Raw genomic sequence first — 18,971 nt, 5'->3', positions numbered from 1 at the left:
GGCCATCCATACTCACAGCCCCCGGCGGGCCCGTCAACCACCGCTGCTGAGTAACAACCTGCGCCCTAGTCGGACAGGTAATACTCGACCGTTGAGACCACCCTGATCTTCTTGATATGGGGATTGTTCTTATCCCGTGCAGAGATGCTGAACTGGCCCTGGGATGCCCGCTTGATCTTGCCCAGGCTGCTGCGGGAGTCCGACGCAAACTTCTCGGCGACTTCCCGGGCCTTGGTGGTGGCCTCTTCAATCATGGCCGGTTTGATCTCATTCAGCCGGGTGAAGATATACTCGGTCTGGGACTGGTAGAGATCCCCGGTGAAGACAATACCCTGCTTCCCCAGTTCTGACAGGGAACCCATCAAATTTCGCACCGCCGGAATATTCTTCGAATAGACCGTCACGGTTTGCGAGGCCGTATAGCGGAACTCGGGCCGGGCACTGTTACCGTACTGCTGCGCGGATTTGTCCGTGATAGCGGGGGAAGTGAAGGAGACCTCTTCGGCAGCGATACCGTTTTCAACCAGAAAATTCTTGATCTTCCCGGCATTACCCTCCATCACATCGTAGAGGCTCTCCAGATCATTGCTGGCGGCCGAGAACTGGATCGGCCAGATCACGATATCGGCGTCATACTCCCGCTCCGACAACCCCTTCACCGTCACACTGCGATCAAACTGCTTGTATTGAATCGCCGCATTCGCCAGCAGATAACCCAATAGGGCCAGACCGACGCAGATGAACGCACCGAGAATAAAGGCGCTGCTCCTACCGGTTGATTGCACTTGCTACTCCTTCAGATTGGAACTCAATGGTTGATCGGACCCGGTCTTGAAAAAACGCCCGGCACAGATGTCCCCGCCGCACCACCATAACCACCGGTACAGCGCATGGGGGGTGCCGAACGGCGGTTCCAGTGAGTGGTGATCCTTGCCACCGGGTTAGCATAATCAGCTATTTCGACGGGGCACCCAGGTGCGTGTCTCGCCATTCGCCACCAGCGTCTCGCCAACCCACGCCGCCGCATCCAGGTAGACACGCTGCTTGTCCGGCTCAATACGGGTGACGGTCAGACTGGCCGTTACCGTATCGCCGATATGTACCGGCTTGAGAAAATTGATCTGCTGCCCCAGGTAGGCACAACCGGGGCCCGGCAGCCGCGTCCCCACCAGAGTCGACCAGAGACTGGTGGTCAACATACCATGCACAATACGCTCTTTAAAGCGGGTGCATTCGGCAAACTCCCGGTTCATATGCAGTGGATTATCGTCACCGGAGACAGCGCTGAACATCAGCACGTCGGCCTCGCTGATGGTCTTGGAGACAACCGCCTCCATACCCACCGTGATATCTTCCAGGTAGTAGCCGTGCAGTTTCCCGAATAGCTCGTCTTTCATCATCATTGGTTCTCCGCCTGATCCCGTTGATCATAGCGGAACCCGATCCGGCAGCAAACGGCCAGCCGGATAGGCCGGTGCCCTCGCCATGACAGATCGCTGCCACACATCTCTAGACGACCGGTCTAATTGAGAGTAGGGTACACCCATGGTTACCGAACCGACTGACATACGCCAACATATAATCGATACCGCCAACCCCCTGATTCTGGGTAAGGGGTTTACCGCCGTCGGGCTGAGTGAACTGCTGGCGGCGGCCGGCGTACCCAAGGGGTCGTTCTATCACTACTTCAAGTCCAAGGAAGCATTCGGCGAGGCGTTGCTGGAGGATTACTTTACCGACTACGAAGCACGCCTGAGAACACTGCTGAAGAGCGGCCAGGGCAGCGGCGCGGAACGCCTGATGCAGTACTGGCAGTTGTGGCTGGAGACCCAGTCCGGTGAGGGGACCGCAGGCAAATGCCTGGCGGTAAAGCTGGGCAGTGAAGTGTCCGACCTCTCTGAATCGATGCGCACCGCCCTGGAGCGGGGCACCAGCCGCATTATTCAACTGATCAGCGAATGTATCGAGGAGGGACAGGCGGATGGCTCTCTGCCCGGGAATCTGGATGCGGCCAACAGTGCCCTGACACTCTACAACCTGTGGCTCGGGGCCACGGTGCTGACCAAGATCCGCCACGACCAGACTGCCCTGGAAGCGGCCATGGCCACCACCCGGCAACTGCTCAGACAGACGGGTTGAACCGCCAGTCACTCTATACTTAACCACAAACCCTCGAATCTGGTTGCGTTTGCAGCACCTGATTTATCCAAATGCTAGACAACTGGTCCGATAATTGAGGAACCCATGCTGAATTTTGAATTTTACAACCCCACCAAAATTGTCTTTGGTGATGACACCATCGCCCGGCTATCCGACCTGGTGCCGGCCGACGCCCGCGTCCTGGTACTGTTCGGCGGCAGCAGCGCCCGGAAAAACGGCACCCTGAATGAGGTCACAGAAGCGCTTGGGAGCCGAACCGTCCACCAGTTCGGCGGCATCGAGCCCAACCCCTCCTACGAGACGCTGATGGAAGCGGTCACCCTGGTCCGCAATGAGAACCTGGATTTTCTGCTGGCGGTGGGTGGTGGCTCGGTCATTGACGGCACCAAGTTCGTCGCCGCGGCGGTCAACTTTGCCGGCGATCCCTGGGAGATCCTGCTGAACCACGGCACCAACGTGGCGGGCGCCTTGCCTTTCGGCACCGTGCTCACCCTGCCCGCCACCGGCTCGGAGATGAACTGCGGTTCTGTCATCACACGTCGGGAGACCCAGGCCAAGCTGGCGTTCCTGAGCCACCATGTGTTCCCGCAATTCTCCATCCTCGATCCGACCAAGACCTACACCCTGCCACCCCGGCAGATCGCCAACGGCGTGGTGGATGCCTTTGTCCATATCGTCGAGCAGTACCTGACCTACCCGGTGGGCGGTCGGGTCCAGGACCGGTTTGCCGAAGGCCTGCTGCAGACCCTGATTGAGGTGGGGCCCCTGGCGCTGGAGACGCCACAGGATGCCGACGCCCGGGCCAACCTGATGTGGACCGCCACCCTGGCGTTGAACGGACTGATCGGCGCCGGCGTACCCCAGGACTGGGCCACCCATATGATCGGCCACGAACTGACCGCACTGCACGGCATTGACCACGCCCGCACCCTGGCCATTGTCCTGCCGTCCCTGCTCAATGTGCAGCGGGAGCAGAAGCGCGCCAAGCTGCTGCAATACGCCAGCCGCGTCTGGCAGCTTAACGAGGGTGATGAGAATGAGCGTATCGACGCGGCGATCCGCCGCACCGTGCAGTTCTTCGAATCCCTCGGCATCAAGACCCGTCTGTCTGACTACGATCTGGGGCCGGACACCATCGATAAGGTCGTGGATCAACTGATCGCCCACGGCATGACGGCGCTCGGTGAACAAAAATCCATCACCCCCGAGGTGAGCCGCACCATCCTTGAAGGGGCACTCTGAAATGGCCACCACCCAGCGGCTGGAAAACGCCATTCCCCAACCTGGCCGGGGTGCGCCGCTGGCGCGGGTACGCTATCTCAGGCTTGATCCCTCTAGTCGGGCCCCATGAGCGATACGCCCGCCTAGAGGGCATGGGTTAGTATCAGAGAGTCTTTGGTGGACAGTCTGAAGCAGACACCACCAGCCGTGGTCGGCCTGCTGGAGGGACACAACTTTGGCAAACTGCTGATTGGTGTGGCTGGCACCTGACCGGGATTCGGCCGGGACTTTACAGAACAGGTAATCGGGTTTTATCGGGAACGTTTATGAGTCACAGTGAAGCGCACCGCTCACACCGATCGGGCTGGTTAAGGGCCGCCGTGTTGGGCGCCAACGACGGCATCGTCTCCACCGCCAGTCTGATTATCGGTGTGGCCGCGGCCAGCACCAGCCAGGAAGGGATTCTGCTGGCCGGCGTGGCGGGACTGGTCGCCGGCGCCATGTCCATGGCAGCCGGAGAGTATGTCTCGGTCAGTTCCCAGTCCGATACGGAAAAGGCCGATCTGGCCATGGAGAAGCGATCCCTGGAGCAGGATGTCGAGTTTGAACAGGCCGAACTGGCAAGCATCTATGAAGGACGGGGCCTTGAGCCGACCCTGGCACGCCAGGTGGCTGAACAGCTCATGGCCCACGATGCCCTGGATGCCCATGCCCGGGATGAGATAGGCATCTCGGTAACCGGTAACGCCCGGCCAGTTCAGGCGGCGTTCGCTTCCGCCGCCACTTTCACCATCGGGGCAGCCCTGCCGCTGCTGGTCGCCTGGAGCCTGCCGGGGGATCAGCTGATTCTCTTTGTGGCGCTGTTTTCACTGCTGTTTCTGGCCCTGCTGGGGGGTATTGCGGCCCGGGTGGGTGGCGCATCGATAACGGTTGGCGCGGTCCGGGTAACCTTCTGGGGCGCCCTCGCCATGGCACTGACTGCCGGGGTAGGGCGACTGTTTGGCGTTGACCTCTGAGGCGATACCCTTGCTGCCGGCTAGTCGTTCAGCAGCAGATCCTTGGCCTGATTGATCTTCGAAGCCAGATAAGTGGAACCGCCACGATCCGGGTGCAGTTTCTGCATCAGACTGCGATGGGCGGCACGGATCTCCTCCTCGCTGGCGCCCTCATCCAGGCCGAGAATCTCGTAAGCCTCCTGTCGAGTCATGCCGCCGGACGCTGCCGTTGAAGCGGATTCTCCCTGCGATGCCTGGGCGTCCTGCCACTCATCCCCATGCACCCGGTCCAGGTAGGCGCGCAACAGCTGCGCAGACTCCTCATCTTCCCGGGCACATTGGGCCAGCAGTTCCATCAGCTGCTCCATGGTCAGCTGATCCAGACGCCGACCGGCAAAAGTCCCCTCCAGCACCGCGCCGCTCATCTCGCCAGTGTCGTGATCCAGAGTCATGCGTAAAAAACGGCTCTCCACCACCGACTGCTGGCCGCTGGATGGCCCGGTTGCCCGGCCCACCTGGGCACCCTTGTACAGCTGATAGATGCGCTGCAGAAAAGGCGCATATCGTAACAACAGCAGCAGCAGACGCTGGACAAAAGGTAGCAGCGCACCCACCAGGGCGAACACCCAGTTCAGGCGACCGGTGGCGGCCAGCGCGATGAACAGCAGGCCAAAGGTAATGGCCGCTGCCTGCAACCGGGTCTTGGGGGGTTGTTTGAAAAACCAGCGAAAGGCGAGATAGCAACCGACAATCGCCGCCAGAATAATCAGTATTCGCACGGGCACTCAAACGCCTTGTTACCGAAACATAGCCAGACGGTGTTACCGCCGTTTGCCGATTTATTCTAACCAGTCGCCGGTGAGAAAGCTTGCGCTTTTGTCTGGCCGTGGACTACCCGCCGCATGGGGCAGGTCGACCCGGTGGCTAACCCTTGTTGATCTGGCTGGTGAGCAGCTTGGTCACACCTCCCCGGGTCTTGCTGAAGTTTTCCAGTGCACGGCGGCCACCCGCCGCGTAGACCGCCACCGCACTCAGCAGGTCACGGAGTTGCTGGGCACTGCTGGCATCGAACGGACAGTAGGCGCCATCGGTCAGCCGGGCGATCTGTTTAAAGGCCCGCTTTGCGGCGGGCTGGTTCCCCTCCTGGAACAGGAATACCGGCACATTGTGCAGCGCCAGTTCACCCGCCAACTGGCACAACTCGTCCACCTCTTCCTCCAGGCAATCGCCGACGAATACCACTGCGTCCACCGGCTTCTCACGGGTTTCACGAATGGCATGGCGCAGAACCTTGCGAATCTGGGTATGGCCACCGAGGCAGTGTACCGCCAGCATGCGCTGCTGCAGATCGGTTTTATTGGATAACCAGTCACTGGCGCTGAATTCGTTGAACCCCCGGTAGAAGCACAACTGGATGCTGAGACCACCGAGCGCCGCGGTCTCTTCGAACATCTGGGCCTGGATGTGGCAGGCGTGGTCCCAGGTAGGCTCCCGGCTGGCCGTGGCGTCCATGGCGAAGATCAGGCGCCCGGTGCGACCGGTTGGCTTTCGCACCGGTGTAGTGGCCACTTTTTTCAGGAAGGCGTCAATTTCGGAACGGTTGGATGTTTTGACCAGTTTGTCTTTTGCCATAATCTCCTCTTCGTCGCTGACTGCCGTTCTGCCATTCGACCCCAAAAACCGCCGTTCGTTAACCGGCGAGGCCCAGCCGCCACACCGGTTACCAGTTTGACCCGGATTACCCGCAGGTCAAGCCGTCTCCTTTTCGACACGGAAGCGGGGCAGTCCAAAGGATATCAGAACGGTCAGGGCCAACATGGCACCGGAGATCCAGAGACAGGCCGCTAATCCGGCGCTCCCCTGGCCGGCCATCTGGAACACCCAGCCGGACAGAAGGGTACCGATCAACCGCCCCATGGCGTTGGCCATGTAGTAGAAACCCACGTCCAGCGAGACGCCGTCACTACTGGCATAGCTCACGATCAGGTAGCTGTGCAGCGAAGAGTTGACCGCGAACACCGCGCCGAACAGCAGCAGGCCAGCGATCAGCACGGTTGCCCGGTCCAGTTCAGTAGACAGTCCAACGGCAATCAACACCGGCAGCAGGGTCAGCAGTGCAGCCCAGATAATGGCAGCCCGCCCATCCGGCACCCGGCCCGCCGCCTTCCCGGTAATGCGCGGCGCAAACGCCTGTACCAGGCCGTAGCCGATCACCCAGAGGGCAAGGAATCCACCGGTCTGCCAGTAGTCCCAACCCAGTGTTCCGGACAGGAAAACCGGCAACGCCACCACAAACCAGACATCCCGGGAGCCGAACAGGAACATACGGGCTGCCGAGAGCAGGTTGATCGCACGGCTTTTGGACAGGATGTCCCGGAAGCGGGGCTTGGTTGTTGCCTTACCCAGGGACTTTTTCAGCAGCACCAGGCTGAGCAGCCAGACCAGTGTCAGCATCACCGCCATGGCGACCACCGCACCACGAAAACCGATCCACATCAGCAGCCCGCCACCCATGAAGAAACCGGCCCCCTTGAGGGCGTTCTTGGAGCCGGTCAGGATCGCCACCCACTTGTACAGAGTGCCCTGGGCGTCACCCGGCACCAGCAACTTGATGGCGCTTTTGGCGCTCATCTTGTTCAGATCCTTGGCGATCCCCGACAACGCCTGCGCTGCCATCACCCAGGGCACGGTGAGCAGGGTCGCCGGCACCAACAGCATTGAGAGCGCCACTACCTGCAGGAACAGACCGATATTCATGGTGCGATTCAGGCCCAGGTGGGCACCGAGCCAGCCCCCCACCAGGTTGGTAATCACCCCGAAGATCTCGTAGAACAGGAACAGCAGGGCGATCTCCAGCGGCGTGTAACCCAGCCCGTGGAAATGCAGCACCACCAGCATTCGCAGGGCGCCATCGGTCAGGGTGAAGGCCCAGTAGTTGCCGGTCACCAGCAGGTATTGGCGAACCGCCGGGGAGAGCTGTTTCAGCATGCTCAGGCGCCCTTATCCAGTCGCGCCACTTTCAGTGCCAGCTCCGCGGTCCGGTTGGCGTAGCCCCATTCATTGTCATACCAGGCATAGATCTTTACCTGGGTGCCGTTCACCACCAGGGTGGAGAGGGCGTCAATAATGCTGGAGCGGGGGTCGGTCCTGTAGTCGACCGAGACCAGCGGGCGCTCCTCGTAGCCGAGGATATCCTTCAGTTCCGATTCCGCCGCCGCCTTAAGCAGGCCGTTGACCTCTTCAACAGTGGTCTCACGGGCCACTTCGAAGACACAGTCAGTGATAGACGCGTTGGCCAGGGGTACACGGATGGCATGTCCGTTGAGCTTGCCCTGCAGCTCGGGGAAAATGTGGGTGATGGCGGTGGCCGAACCGGTGGTGGTGGGGATCAGGCTCATGCCGCAGGCGCGGGCACGCCGCAGATCCTTGTGGGGTGCGTCCAGGATGGTCTGGGTATTGGTGATATCGTGAATGGTGGTCATGGAGCCGTGGCGGATGCCCAGCCCCTCATGGATCACCTTCACCACCGGCGCCAGACAGTTGGTGGTGCAGGATGCCGCCGTCACAATCGGGTGCTGAGCCGGATCGTAGCGATCATCGTTCACCCCCATGACCACATTCAGCACCCCCTCTTCCTTCACCGGCGCCGTCACCACTACGCGCCGCACTCCCTGATCCAGGTAGGCTTGCAGTAACGACCGGGTCTTCATCTTGCCAGAGGCTTCGATCACCAGATCACAGCCGGACCAGTCGGTTTCGGCAATGGCGGTGTTACGAGTGACACTGATTGAGGTTTCGCCGATCAGCAGGGTCTCCCCTTCGGTCCTGGCCTCATGCTGCCAGCGACCATGTACGGAGTCGAAATTGAGCAGGTGGGCCAGGATGGTGGCATCGCCGGCCGGGTCATTGATCTGCACAATCTGCACATCGGACTGCTCGAACAGCGCCCGCATGGAGAGCCGCCCCATGCGGCCAAAACCATTGATGCCGATTTTGATGGACATACTATTTGCTCCCGATATTTATCTCTGGCTATAGGAATAGGGGGGACCATCACTGGTTCCCGGGTTAGTGGTGTCTGTCACAATGCCGGCACGGTATAACGCCTTGCCCATCGCAAGGATGCCCCACCCGGGCGGATAGAAACCGCGCTGCTGCATCAACCGCACCCGGTTAAACAGGCTTCACCGGCGGCGGGACGGTGCGCCATCGCCTCCAGACGGGCGCTGGCGGCAGCGAAAAACTCCTGGTTATTTTCCGCTGTGGTGCGGATCACCGCTTTCATCCAGTCACTCATCAGGGGATGCAATCGGTAGAAGACCCACTGACCCTGGCGCCGGTCCAGCAACAGGCCCGTCTTGCGCAGCTGGGCCAGGTTGCGGGAAATCTTCGGTTGCGGCTGCTGCAGGGCTTCAACCAATTCACAGACACACAGCTCCTGGTCCCGCAGCAGCAGGAGGGTTTTCAGGCGCACCTCATCAGCCAGGGCCTTGTAGAACTCCAGGGGTGACAGGCTTGGATAGAGCGTGCCGGTCGCCTTGCTGTTCACCTCAATGAACAGCCGGATACGCTGAATGATTGCCTGGAGGGTCTTGGGGATGGCCTGGGGATCACTGCTGCTCCTGGGGTCATCGAAATCCCAGGCCAGTACCACACCGCTACCGGGCCAGTTACCGCACTCCTGGCGGGCTTTGCTGCACAGGGTGATGACGAAATCAAATGACTGGTCAGCAAACCGGTCCAACGGTTTGGCATGTAAACCGTTGCTACTGATACCCAGCTCTTGCAGCGCCTCCAGCACCCGGGGGTCCACCTGATCCGGCTCGGTGCCAGCACTGAACACCTGGAATTGACCCTCCCCGTAGTGGCGCAGCAGCGCTTCGGCCATCTGGGAACGGGCCGAGTTTTCGGTACAGACAAAGAGAACTTTTTTCACACGCCCACCCTGCGGTTGATTTGCCGGGCAGTATATATCTGTTTTATTGCATATTCATTAAATCGTATATGAAAAAGAGGCAGCACTCGATTATTCCGCTCATCTGCTCACCTGGAGCAGATGGATTCTTCCGATGCAGTGTGCTGCCAGCCGGTGGCGCTGTGGGACTTGTGAGTAACCGTTCCCTGGCCTGTTTGAATGGAATGTGGCGTTGTTGCGGTATCGGCATGGCGACCTGGCCATTGCCGGGAGAGAACCGGGTCGCTTTGATAAGCGGTGGTGCCGAGGAGTTAGTCGGACGAGCGTGATGGGCCACCCACACCAGACAACTTGACATGTCACCCGCTGGCGGGAAAACGGACCGGCTTCGGATGGCCCTTTTTCCGGTCCGATGAGTCAAACCGGATCGTGCCCCCGGTTCTTCCGCTGGTGAATGGAGAGAGGAGTTGGGTTACGTCACTATCGACGCAACCCAACCGCTTATCTGCGTGACGATTCGTCTCCTGGAACCAACTTAGGCGGCGGCACTTTCAGCCGTTTCCACGTTGTGGGTCAGCAGGTACTCGAACGCCGCCAGTGACGCCTTGGCCCCTTCGCCCATGGCAATCACGATCTGCTTGTAGGGCACCGTGGTCACGTCACCACAGGCGTAGATGCCGGGCGCAGAGGTTTCACACTTTTCATTGATCACGATCTCACCCCAGGGCTTGGTCTCGACCAGGTCGGCAACCACCTGGCTGTTGGGGACCAGACCAATCTGCACAAACACGCCGGCCAGCTCTTCCTGTTTCACTTCGCCGGTTTCCCGGTCCTCATATTCAACGCCGACCACTTTTCCATCTTCAGCCAGAATCTGCCTGGTGGCAGCATTGCTGATAATGGTGATGTTGTCCCGGGCGATCGCCTGGTCGATCAATACCTGGTCGGCCTTGAGTTGCGGCAGGAATTCGAACACCGTCACCGAGTGGACAATACCGGCCAGATCCAACGCCGCTTCGATACCAGAGTTACCACCACCGATCACCGCCACGTCCCTGCCTTTGAAGAAGGGGCCGTCACAGTGGGGGCAGTAGGCCACTCCGTTTCCAATATTCTCCTTCTCGCCGGGAACACCCAGTTCCCGCCAGCGCGCACCGGTTGCGACGATCAGAGTGCGGGTCGAGATCACCTCACCGCTGGTGAGGGTCACCTTTTTTACATTACCCTGCTCAACGCCGGTCACCCGCAAGTGCTCCTTGACAGTGATGTCGTAGTCATTGAGGTGGGTCTGCAGGGCACCGGCCAGCTCCGGGCCGGTCGTTTTGGGTACCGAGATCAGATTCTCAATACCCATCGTGTCCTTCACCTGACCACCAAGACGCTCTGCGATCAGGGTCACTTTTAAACCTTTACGTGCACTGTAGATGGCAGCAGCCACACCGGCCGGTCCGCCACCGATCACGGTGACATCCTGCAGTGGAAGTGCCGGTTGGTCCACGGCCTGGGTGATCTCCGGTTCATGCTCGATCAACTTGTCGAGCAGTTGCGCCGCATCCACCTTACCGTTGGCGAACAACTCCCCGTTCAGGTATACCGTGGGAACGCCCTGAATATCCCGCTCTTCGATAATTTCGGGAAACAGTCCGCCGTCAAGCATCTCCGAGGAGATGTCCGGATTCAGCAGGGCGAACTGGTTAAGTGCCTGCACCACGTCCGGGCAGTTGTGGCAGCTGAGACTGATGAACACCTCGAACTGCAAAGGCTTGCGTACCTGCTTGATCAGGTTGGCGATACTGTCATCCAGCTTCATATCGCTACCGGAGGCGTGCAGGATGGCAAGGATCAGGGAGTTGAATTCGTGGCCACCGGGAATACCGGAGAAGACTATGCCGGTCGGTTGGCCATCAACCTCCAGCGAAAAACTCATTGGGCTACGCAGTCCGGCATCACGCTCCTCGAAATTGACGTTGTCAGAGATGCCGCTTATGTCGGCCAGGAAACCGGCCTGTTCGCCACGCTTTGGGTGGTCGCCGGTCTGCAGCACCAGGGTGACCGGTTTCTGCATATTGGCGAAGTATCCGCTGAGGGCCTGTTTTATTTCGGGGGTGATCATGATACAGCTCCGTATTCTTTTTGGGCCGGGCGCCCTGACCAGCAGGGCACCCGGTAATGCGATGATTTAGATCTTGCCGACCAGGTCCAGGGAAGGCGCCAGGGTGGCCTCACCCTCTTTCCAGGCCGCCGGGCAGACTTCACCCGGGTGGTTGCGCACATATTGGGCGGCCTTGACCTTGTTCAGCAGGTTCTCGGCATCACGACCGATACCCTCGGCGGTGATCTCCACGGCCTGGATGATGCCATCCGGGTCGACCAGGAAAGTACCGCGATCAGCCAGACCCTGATCTTCCCGCATGTTCTCAAAATTGCGGGTGATGATGCCCATCTGGTCGCCCAGCATGGGGTACTTGATCTTGCCAATGGTCTCGGAAGCCTCGTGCCACGCCTTGTGGGTGAAGTGGGTATCGGTGGATACTGCGTAGATCTCCACGTCACGCTTTTGGAACTCTTCGTAGTGATCGGCCAGATCGCCCAGCTCGGTCGGGCAGACGAAAGTAAAGTCGGCCGGGTAGAAGAAGAACACAGCCCATTTACCCTCAAGGTCTTTTTCAGTGACCTGGAAGAAGTCTTTCTCACCGGCTTTGAATGCGGTGGCGGTAAACGGCTTGATCTTGGTGTTAATTACAGACATCTCTAATCTCCTACGGAATGAAGTCATCGGGTTATAAAATTTAATCCTGCGTCGTTAAGAGCAGATGGCAATACTGTACGGATAGGGCATGATACCGTAAATTAGATTGTATTGATAATAATGTTCTAATAAATTGAATAATGGATTGGGCCGGAGTAGACTGAACCCATGATCTCCCTGAAACAGATCCACTACGCCCTGGCGGTTGAACGCACACTGCATTTTAAAAAGGCAGCCGAGGCCTGCGCCGTTTCCCAGTCAGCGCTCAGCACTGCGCTTTCTGAGATGGAAAAGCAGTTGGGTTTTCAGATATTCGAACGCAACAACAAGCAGGTCCTGGTCACGCCACTTGGAAAACAGGTGCTGGAGAAGGCACAGCAGATCAAGTTCCTGATGGATGACATTGAGAAACTGGGCGAAGCACAACAGGAACCACTCAATACCACCATGTCACTGGGGATCATCCCCACCATCTGTCCCTATCTGCTGCCGGTGGTACTGCCGACCCTGCAGGCCCGTTATCCCCGGCTACAGCTGCATATTTCCGAAGAACAATCCCATGTGCTGGTGGAACAGGTACGCCATGGCGATCTGGATGCCGCCATCCTCGCCCTGCCATTCAGATGCGATGGCCTGCTGACCTTCACATTCTGGGCGGAAAACTTCTATTGGATCACCCATGTTGACGATGATCTGGCCCGCAAACAGCAGCTGAGCAAAGACGAGCTGGATCCGCAGCGGCTGATGCTGCTCAAGGAGGGACACTGCCTGAAGGATCACGCACTGGCGGTTTGCCACCTCCAGGAAGTCTCGGCAGACCACCTCAGCGCCACCAGTCTCAACACCCTAGTCCAGTTGGTGGCGAACGGCCTGGGTACCACCCTGGTGCCGGAAATGGCACTACCGCAACTGGTGGAGAGCAATCCCAGAATCGCCAAGGTACCCTTGGCTGAACCTGGCCCGCACCGTGAAATCGCCTTTGTGGTGAGGCCCAACTACCCCGGGCTTAAGAATATCGAGCTTTTGATGCAGCTGTTCCGGGATCAACTGAAGCAGTTATGATCAACCTTGTGCCGGGTTGGCAAGGTCAGTTGTACGAAGGAAATAATGTTGCTACTTAAGTCCTCTCTAAATTATTGATTTACTGCCATCTCAATAACCATATCCCGGTAAAGTCTCTACCTTCAGCAGAGCAAAGCTCATATTAAACCGTAATATCAAATAATAAAGATCGTACCAAATCTCTATCTAATTATTTTTACAAAATATTTGGCCGCACGGCATATGCCCAGATACACATTACCGGATTACCACTTTTCGGTAGGGAAATCGAGCCCTATAGCAAATAATTTCCACCCAGATACCTTCCTTGCTGCTATGAAAAAGTAGGATGCCGATGAACAGACATCTGACAGCCAAAAGAAGACTTCCGGTTAAACGACTTCACAGGCTGAAAACATCCAGAAGCTGCCATTTACCGCCATATTTAGTACCAAAAAAAGTACATCCCTAGGGCTAGGCACGGCCAAAACTCTTGGTACTTTTAACCTTTTTGCGAATAACCTTTTCAAGCATCTGAGTTGCAGCCAGCAGATCGTAGCCACTTATATTGACCACCAGGTTGGCATGCGTCTGGAGTTCTTCGAGCACGCACTGGCGAAAGCCTGGATCCAGTGTATCTATATCCTCCACTGTGGTACCACGGGCATGAAGGCGCCTTTGTCGTTCCGACTCGTTGAGTATCAGCAATACGCTCAAATCTGGCTGAATCAAGCTCTTGCTGAGTTGATCTAATTCGGCTGTGACACCACGAGCCTTCGCATACGCTATCGTCGAGGCCCAATAGCGATCCATGAAGACCCATTTGCCACTCTCTACCTTTTTGCGTGCCTTCCTGCCCTGGCTGGAAACACTGGCCGCATAAAACAATGCCTTAGCCAGCTCATCGTCCGAAAAATCATTCATGATCACCCTGCGACTATCGTGTAGCGCTTCGCCCGGTGTACTCATGGCAAGGCCGGAAAACTCTCTTGCCAGTTGCTCGACCAGTGTGGATTTACCAATGCCATCCAACCCTTCTACAGCAATAAAGTATCCCATCTCAATTCTCCTCCAACTCACGTGCAATGCGGGCCATCTCGACATGATCTTCTTCGGAAAAGGTGTTGCTGGAAACCACGATGGGAATAGGCTGATCTGAACTCTCCTTGAACCCATAGCGCTCTTTCTGCTCGTAGAGGGGCGTGCCGCGCAGCAGCATCAATGGCCATGCACGTATCCGCGGGATTTTCTGTTGCTTGCACCAGTCAACGCTCTCCAGAAAGCTTTTCAATGTCTGTTTTGGCAAGCCATAGATCAGAGATACCTCGAAATCGATCTGTCGCTCATGTAACTCTCGGATAACGCTGCTAACTTTCTTCATGCTGTTTGGGCGACCGATAGAACGATATTCGCCCTCTATGATCGTCTGCAAACCGAACTCCAGGGTCACGTTAAGACCTTCGAGCGCATCCAGAAACTGGGGAGTACACGCCTCAAAGCGGCACTGCAATGAAATCTGGGCACCCACACCAGCAGTCTTGATGCTGTTCAGTATGCGGATAGTTCGTGTTTGGTCGACATGAAAGACCGGATCAAGAACAGAAATTCGTTTCACACCTGCGGTAGCAAACAGTGCCAGCTCCCGCTCAAGGCGTTGCTCACCGAAGAAGCACCGGTCCTTTTGCCACTTACCTAGCTCCCTGTGCTGGCAAAAGGAACACTCGTATGGACAGCCACGTTGGGTCTCCCACCGAATGCTTTCGCGAATTTCGGCCGTCCCAAGCAGATAGGGTGAGGGCAAGTCCAGCAGCTCAAGTTCCACCTTAACACCCAGATCGGGTTCACCAGCGACGTGGATCCCACTGTTATCGGGCAGTATTTCACTAGCGAGGCCCACCATAGCCATCTCTCCATGGCCACGGACGAAATAGTCTGCATCCGGATACAAATCCTCCAGCTGACCTTTAGGCGTATTGGAGATCTGTGGCCCCCCCAGCACGATCTCTACGCCCGCACCTCTTAATTGACGGATCAAGTTACAAACCTCCAGATCGTTCCATACGTAAGTACTGAAGCCGACCAGACAACCTTCGCCTACCTCCTCAATGGCCTGAAACAGTTCGTCACGCACGTTAGCCAGGGAGAAATCGGGGCTGTTGATCTGGGCATCGATGATCCGCCAAGATACTCCAGCATCTTCGAGAGCTGCGGCGATTGAGCTGATTCCCAGACCGTACTTGCCGTCCTGTGGACGTGGATACTCCATAGAAACAAGAATGACCGACTTCATGGTGCAACCTCCTGGCATGCATCGTCCTGCCAGCGGTTTGCCAACGCAGTACTTGCCTTTGGGTAAGGGCCAAAGTGGCGCTCATATAATTCGACGGTCAAGGCAAAGCGGATTTGTTGTTCACGGTAGTCCTCCTTCCCATAGATACCGAAGTAGGGGTAGTGATCTATAAATCGGCCAAATACCTTCTCGCAATCCTCACGGTAAGCGCGAGTATCAAGGATATGAAAATGCCAGAGCTTGTCTACGTCATTGCTGGGTATCAGTGATATACCCGGATAGAAGAGCTTCAGGGCAAGAAAACGGCGGTATTCATGTTCGGTGCTATACCATTCCTCTGGAGTCATCTCTGCATCACTTGTGGCTGTGAACTTGTGTTTAAGGCGTTCGAAATCCAGCGCCTGTACCACAACAGGTAAGCCTGAGGTGTCATCCAGCTCCACATTCGCTGCAACTATTGAAATGCTTGTGTCAACAGTTTTCTTACTCATATTAATTTCCTTAAAAATATCGAATAAACAAAAAGTTATCGATGACATCACCTTCGCATAAGGATTTTTTGTAACTGTTGACGCGTGATCAGACAATACGGCACCATCACTCCCATTGCGCGAAAGTAGAGCAGCCGGAATCTACGACCTATTTTGAAACGGATGAGGTTAGGGTTATGGCGGATACGCTTCCCGCCTAGTTCGGTGTAGGGCGTTCCCTCAGATAGCTTTTTATCTAGCTCAAGGGCTTTTTGTAAGTAACAGAATGGAACCTGCGCAGAGCAGGTATTGAGAATGTCTTGTAGTGTTTGCATAACTGGCTCCTTTGTTTAGGTACAGGGCCAGTTTCGGGTTGCGTATTACGCAAACAACATGTTTTTACTCTAGTGAAGCTAACAGTTCGTCAAACTCTGATGCTTCTTCATATTCTTTTTTAATCAGTGACTTATATTTATTGACGGTCTCATTGCCTGAAGAGACCTGTTGTGCTGCTTTCCACGCCATTTCGATATCACCGGCCAAATAGTGGGCCATCATGCTGTCCGAAGCCGACAATGCGGCGGTTTGTGCCAGAAAGGCTTGAATGGTGTTCATTCCACTCTCTAACACGATCTGTGGAAGCGTCTCAAAAGGGTTCTTGAGGCGTACTTGAGTGAGATCAACATCACTACCAAGCACCTCGATAAATTCCAGGGTTTCAGTGGGTAGTAGGCTTATACCTAATAGCGTATTACGGCCTATCAGTATGATTTCTGCCAACTCCGCCATTTGTTTGCGGAAATCGTGGTTGTTCTCGGTCAATAGCCTGCGAACAGTGCGCGTTTCACTGAACAGTCCCTGTAATACAACGGCGTTAAAAAGAGTCGTATGTTGGTCATGGCTGATAGTTATATTGTCTTTATGGACCACTGTATCGCGATGTACAGGAATGAAACCGCTCTTCTCTCGGGTAAAATTATCCAGACAGTCCTTTATCTTTTTATGTCTGGACAGTTTAATCCCGAAAAGCAGGCTAATTACCTCCGGAATAGACATGCGATTTTCATTATTTGGCACAGGCATGATCCAGCATTCTTTCCACATTAGAGTAAGCATCCAGTTCTGCTATGGTCGATGCTATGTCATACCAGTTTCTATAACAGCTGTTGTGGTTGGTATGCTCTTCAATCATACCGCGACATATGCCTGCTCTCATTGCCTCGGCAACTGAGGTAGACATACCAGCAATAAATCGCTGCTCACCTTTCTTGTTGTATATAGCGATGAGTTCTTGGCAGTTTATTGCAAGCGCTTCTGCTGTAATTGACCCTGCTTGAGCTCCAGCGAATGGTGCTGATAATAGCGTTGTTACAACAGTAAACTTAGTCAGCAACATTGTGATACGGGAAGTAGTCATTTGCTCACCTCCGCGGGAACATCGTCACCGTTGTTCAACCCCTTATTTTTGCTTTTTACGGGAGCTGCAAGGTAGGTGCAGATTGCTACGCCAATATATTCAATAAATTGCAGAATATTTTCGTACCTGGAAATAAAGTTGACACTCTCTTGCTGAGCCGAAATAAAAATGATAGGTACCGAGAATAACAAGAAAAGCCACCCTAAGTTTCTAAGTGGCAGATACAGAGCTTTGATCCACGGCATCTTGTATTCTGAAGCAGCGTTGATATGCCTCCTTACAAGAAAAAAGAAAACAACAAAGAAGAACATCTCAAGAGAGGATATTTCGAGGAAGCTTATACTCTGCTCAAACGCTTCCCAAATAACACTAATAAACTCAAGAAAGCCAAAAAGAATGAGGATGGATTTCCCGATAAATAAAAACGCAGTTTTAATTATTTTTCTAGGTATTTTTGTTAAGGGAATTTGAGTTGTGTTATCCATGCTGTTTGTTCAATAGTTTTGTTGTGTTTATTCAATAATTAATTCCACAAACCAAACAACGGCAGCGCTACAATTCATATTGACAGTTGTGGCACTGTAACTGTCCATATTCGTCTGGTCAGAATACCTATTTACATATCGCGAACGAAAATATGATGTCAATAGCGGCTGATAGCTCAAACGACAGACCCCATCCAAAAGCAGACAGTTAACTCCCAGCATCAGCCGACCATCGTAGCAGCGTGAGGCTTGTGGTATTCGCCACAAACGAAACACCAGTCAGCTGGATGCAATTGTTATCCGCGATCATTTCTCCAAAGTCTCTGAATACTCGATTATTTCCGTCAACACATTAACAGGATGCCTTGGACTTATCATAAATCTATATGCCTTAGCCCATTGAACTTGATTGAAAGGTGCCCCATTTTTGACTTTGAGAGGATAATACTGAGAGGCAGGCTCCTCGAATTTGTCATCCATACATAGTATTCGCGTAGGACTTAATGGAAACGTGATAAGCGTTCCTTTTGTTCCAAGACCAAACCTTTCCCTTTCCTGGTTCTCTGCTATAACAGGATTGTCGGTTGTAATAAATACCGGAGCCTCAGAAATAACAACTGACCATCGCTTTTTAATGAGCAGTTCAGCAATTACGCCTGTTTCAGACTCAATAAGAGAAGTAAAAAATATTTGATGGTCATAATCTGTTGCATTCTTATAGTTATGCCATTCAGAGCTGTCTAGCTCGTATTCTTTCCCTTCATATATATAAGACCCGTACGGCCTACCTTCAGAATCTTTTGGAGCTTTTTCCCAAACCGACACCATCATGTCATGTATTTTTTTAACTTCTGCGATTTTACAGGGGTGGCGTAAAATCAGTGTGGCCACAAAAAGGGAAACAGCCATTCTTATGTGTTTATCTGACAAATTTACGTAGTCATGGGCAATCGTCGGCCATACCTTACTGATCAATTCTTCTAAGTCAGTCAACTTGTCATCCGTTTTCCAGTCTCTTTTACCTTCCGGACAAGCGGGAGTATATAGATGCCTCTGAGCAGCTATATCTTCCACGTTAACTAACAGTGGATCACCTTTCTCTCTATGGAATGCCCAAACCTTTTTCATTTTGGCATCTCTAGTTTCTGGAGTAGAAAACTCTTTCAAGTAGAACTGCGGAACCCAATGCTGTTTAACTGACTTTGACAAATCCTCCCCCCTGATGGAC

General features: G+C 55.0%; 21 protein-coding genes. 4 read left to right on the top strand and 17 right to left on the bottom strand.

The annotated features are described in order from the left end of the window. Positions 1-65: 65 nt before the first annotated feature. On the bottom strand, positions 66-785 hold the full coding sequence (locus AAY24_RS13245; protein WP_046860092.1) for an SIMPL domain-containing protein: 720 nt from the start codon (positions 783-785) through the stop codon (positions 66-68). 165 nt (positions 786-950) lie between these two features. After that, positions 951-1,403, bottom strand: a complete 453-nt coding sequence (locus tag AAY24_RS13240; RefSeq protein ID WP_234422175.1) for a MaoC family dehydratase — start codon at positions 1,401-1,403, stop codon at positions 951-953. Between the two features lie 142 nt (positions 1,404-1,545). Between AAY24_RS13240 and AAY24_RS19455 the strand changes: the two genes are divergently transcribed. The 3 genes from AAY24_RS19455 (at position 1,546) to AAY24_RS13225 (ending at position 4,397) form a co-directional block, all read left to right on the top strand. Continuing rightward, entirely contained in the window at positions 1,546-2,139 is a 594-nt protein-coding gene (locus AAY24_RS19455) for a TetR/AcrR family transcriptional regulator (RefSeq protein ID WP_046860091.1), read from the top strand. 105 nt (positions 2,140-2,244) lie between these two features. After that, positions 2,245-3,402 (top strand): iron-containing alcohol dehydrogenase, encoded by a 1,158-nt coding sequence (locus AAY24_RS19450; RefSeq protein ID WP_046860090.1) that lies wholly within the window; start codon positions 2,245-2,247, stop codon positions 3,400-3,402. A 305-nt stretch (positions 3,403-3,707) separates the two neighbouring features. Next, on the top strand, positions 3,708-4,397 hold the full coding sequence (locus AAY24_RS13225) for a VIT1/CCC1 transporter family protein (protein ID WP_046860089.1): 690 nt from the start codon (positions 3,708-3,710) through the stop codon (positions 4,395-4,397). Between the two features lie 20 nt (positions 4,398-4,417). On the opposite strand, the gene AAY24_RS13220 is transcribed toward AAY24_RS13225, so the two are convergent. The 7 genes from AAY24_RS13220 to ahpC all read right to left on the bottom strand — a co-directional run bounded on the left by AAY24_RS13220 (position 4,418) and on the right by ahpC (position 12,040). Next, the gene (locus tag AAY24_RS13220; RefSeq protein WP_046860088.1) at positions 4,418-5,155 is read right to left on the bottom strand and encodes a DnaJ domain-containing protein; all 738 of its coding nucleotides are present in this window, start codon (positions 5,153-5,155) and stop codon (positions 4,418-4,420) included. Between the two features lie 145 nt (positions 5,156-5,300). Then, positions 5,301-6,008, bottom strand: coding sequence for a P-loop NTPase family protein (locus tag AAY24_RS13215; protein WP_046860087.1), 708 nt, complete (start codon positions 6,006-6,008; stop codon positions 5,301-5,303). A gap of 117 nt (positions 6,009-6,125) precedes the next feature. Continuing rightward, entirely contained in the window at positions 6,126-7,364 is a 1,239-nt protein-coding gene (gene arsJ, locus AAY24_RS13210; RefSeq protein WP_046860086.1) for an organoarsenical effux MFS transporter ArsJ, read from the bottom strand. 2 nt (positions 7,365-7,366) lie between these two features. Then, on the bottom strand, positions 7,367-8,380 hold the full coding sequence (locus AAY24_RS13205; protein WP_046860085.1) for an ArsJ-associated glyceraldehyde-3-phosphate dehydrogenase: 1,014 nt from the start codon (positions 8,378-8,380) through the stop codon (positions 7,367-7,369). A gap of 155 nt (positions 8,381-8,535) precedes the next feature. Beyond that, positions 8,536-9,312: a metalloregulator ArsR/SmtB family transcription factor gene (locus tag AAY24_RS19585; protein WP_052761241.1), complete on the bottom strand. Its 777-nt coding sequence runs from the start codon at positions 9,310-9,312 to the stop codon at positions 8,536-8,538. Between the two features lie 514 nt (positions 9,313-9,826). Next, positions 9,827-11,404, bottom strand: coding sequence for an alkyl hydroperoxide reductase subunit F (ahpF, locus tag AAY24_RS13195; RefSeq protein WP_046860084.1), 1,578 nt, complete (start codon positions 11,402-11,404; stop codon positions 9,827-9,829). 66 nt (positions 11,405-11,470) lie between these two features. Beyond that, a complete protein-coding gene (ahpC, locus tag AAY24_RS13190; protein ID WP_046860083.1) occupies positions 11,471-12,040 on the bottom strand; it encodes an alkyl hydroperoxide reductase subunit C in 570 nt (189 codons plus the stop codon). A 168-nt stretch (positions 12,041-12,208) separates the two neighbouring features. Here ahpC and AAY24_RS13185 point away from each other — a divergent pair, with 168 nt between their 5' ends. Then, positions 12,209-13,102, top strand: coding sequence for a hydrogen peroxide-inducible genes activator (locus AAY24_RS13185; RefSeq protein WP_046860082.1), 894 nt, complete (start codon positions 12,209-12,211; stop codon positions 13,100-13,102). A gap of 453 nt (positions 13,103-13,555) precedes the next feature. Here the strand turns inward: AAY24_RS13185 and AAY24_RS13180 are convergent, their stop codons facing one another. The 8 genes from AAY24_RS13180 to AAY24_RS13150 all read right to left on the bottom strand — a co-directional run bounded on the left by AAY24_RS13180 (position 13,556) and on the right by AAY24_RS13150 (position 18,910). Further along, positions 13,556-14,140 carry a dTMP kinase gene (locus AAY24_RS13180; RefSeq protein ID WP_052761240.1) on the bottom strand — a complete coding sequence of 195 codons (585 nt, stop codon included), beginning with the start codon at positions 14,138-14,140 and terminating at the stop codon, positions 13,556-13,558. A gap of 1 nt (position 14,141) precedes the next feature. Beyond that, complete coding sequence (locus tag AAY24_RS13175; protein ID WP_052761239.1) at positions 14,142-15,371, bottom strand: B12-binding domain-containing radical SAM protein; 1,230 nt, start codon at positions 15,369-15,371, stop codon at positions 14,142-14,144. Then, the gene (locus AAY24_RS13170) at positions 15,368-15,862 is read right to left on the bottom strand and encodes a glycine-rich domain-containing protein (protein WP_046861302.1); all 495 of its coding nucleotides are present in this window, start codon (positions 15,860-15,862) and stop codon (positions 15,368-15,370) included. Before AAY24_RS13170 ends, AAY24_RS13175 begins: the two co-directional genes overlap by 4 nt. A 47-nt stretch (positions 15,863-15,909) precedes the next feature. Next, entirely contained in the window at positions 15,910-16,176 is a 267-nt protein-coding gene (locus AAY24_RS13165; protein ID WP_052761238.1) for a ParE family toxin-like protein, read from the bottom strand. A 64-nt stretch (positions 16,177-16,240) separates the two neighbouring features. Then, positions 16,241-16,918 carry a hypothetical protein gene (locus AAY24_RS13160; RefSeq protein ID WP_199930380.1) on the bottom strand — a complete coding sequence of 226 codons (678 nt, stop codon included), beginning with the start codon at positions 16,916-16,918 and terminating at the stop codon, positions 16,241-16,243. Further along, positions 16,908-17,258, bottom strand: coding sequence for a hypothetical protein (locus tag AAY24_RS19235; protein WP_199930379.1), 351 nt, complete (start codon positions 17,256-17,258; stop codon positions 16,908-16,910). Before AAY24_RS19235 ends, AAY24_RS13160 begins: the two co-directional genes overlap by 11 nt. Next, complete coding sequence (locus AAY24_RS13155; protein ID WP_046860079.1) at positions 17,255-17,743, bottom strand: hypothetical protein; 489 nt, start codon at positions 17,741-17,743, stop codon at positions 17,255-17,257. Before AAY24_RS13155 ends, AAY24_RS19235 begins: the two co-directional genes overlap by 4 nt. A gap of 306 nt (positions 17,744-18,049) precedes the next feature. Then, a complete protein-coding gene (locus tag AAY24_RS13150; RefSeq protein ID WP_199930378.1) occupies positions 18,050-18,910 on the bottom strand; it encodes a DUF4238 domain-containing protein in 861 nt (286 codons plus the stop codon). Positions 18,911-18,971 lie beyond the last annotated feature (61 nt).

Source organism: Sedimenticola thiotaurini (assembly GCF_001007875.1).
In the GTDB taxonomy this organism is placed as follows: domain Bacteria; phylum Pseudomonadota; class Gammaproteobacteria; order Chromatiales; family Chromatiaceae; genus Sedimenticola; species Sedimenticola thiotaurini.
Note: the sequence above shows the minus strand (reverse complement) of the source record. Positions and strands in the feature narration are given on the sequence as shown.

Coding starts and splice junctions, on each gene's coding strand:
- AAY24_RS13170 (WP_046861302.1), bottom strand. CDS start 15,862: ATGAGTAAGAAAACTGTTGACACAAGCATTTCAATAGTTGCAGCGAAT.
- ahpF (WP_046860084.1), bottom strand. CDS start 11,404: ATGATCACCCCCGAAATAAAACAGGCCCTCAGCGGATACTTCGCCAAT.
- AAY24_RS13215 (WP_046860087.1), bottom strand. CDS start 6,008: ATGGCAAAAGACAAACTGGTCAAAACATCCAACCGTTCCGAAATTGAC.
- AAY24_RS19450 (WP_046860090.1), top strand. CDS start 2,245: ATGCTGAATTTTGAATTTTACAACCCCACCAAAATTGTCTTTGGTGAT.
- AAY24_RS13185 (WP_046860082.1), top strand. CDS start 12,209: ATGATCTCCCTGAAACAGATCCACTACGCCCTGGCGGTTGAACGCACA.
- AAY24_RS19235 (WP_199930379.1), bottom strand. CDS start 17,258: ATGACTACTTCCCGTATCACAATGTTGCTGACTAAGTTTACTGTTGTA.
- AAY24_RS13205 (WP_046860085.1), bottom strand. CDS start 8,380: ATGTCCATCAAAATCGGCATCAATGGTTTTGGCCGCATGGGGCGGCTC.
- AAY24_RS13165 (WP_052761238.1), bottom strand. CDS start 16,176: ATGCAAACACTACAAGACATTCTCAATACCTGCTCTGCGCAGGTTCCA.
- AAY24_RS19455 (WP_046860091.1), top strand. CDS start 1,546: ATGGTTACCGAACCGACTGACATACGCCAACATATAATCGATACCGCC.
- AAY24_RS13240 (WP_234422175.1), bottom strand. CDS start 1,403: ATGATGATGAAAGACGAGCTATTCGGGAAACTGCACGGCTACTACCTG.
- arsJ (WP_046860086.1), bottom strand. CDS start 7,364: ATGCTGAAACAGCTCTCCCCGGCGGTTCGCCAATACCTGCTGGTGACC.
- AAY24_RS13225 (WP_046860089.1), top strand. CDS start 3,708: ATGAGTCACAGTGAAGCGCACCGCTCACACCGATCGGGCTGGTTAAGG.
- ahpC (WP_046860083.1), bottom strand. CDS start 12,040: ATGTCTGTAATTAACACCAAGATCAAGCCGTTTACCGCCACCGCATTC.
- AAY24_RS13175 (WP_052761239.1), bottom strand. CDS start 15,371: ATGAAGTCGGTCATTCTTGTTTCTATGGAGTATCCACGTCCACAGGAC.
- AAY24_RS13155 (WP_046860079.1), bottom strand. CDS start 17,743: ATGGATAACACAACTCAAATTCCCTTAACAAAAATACCTAGAAAAATA.
- AAY24_RS13180 (WP_052761240.1), bottom strand. CDS start 14,140: ATGGGATACTTTATTGCTGTAGAAGGGTTGGATGGCATTGGTAAATCC.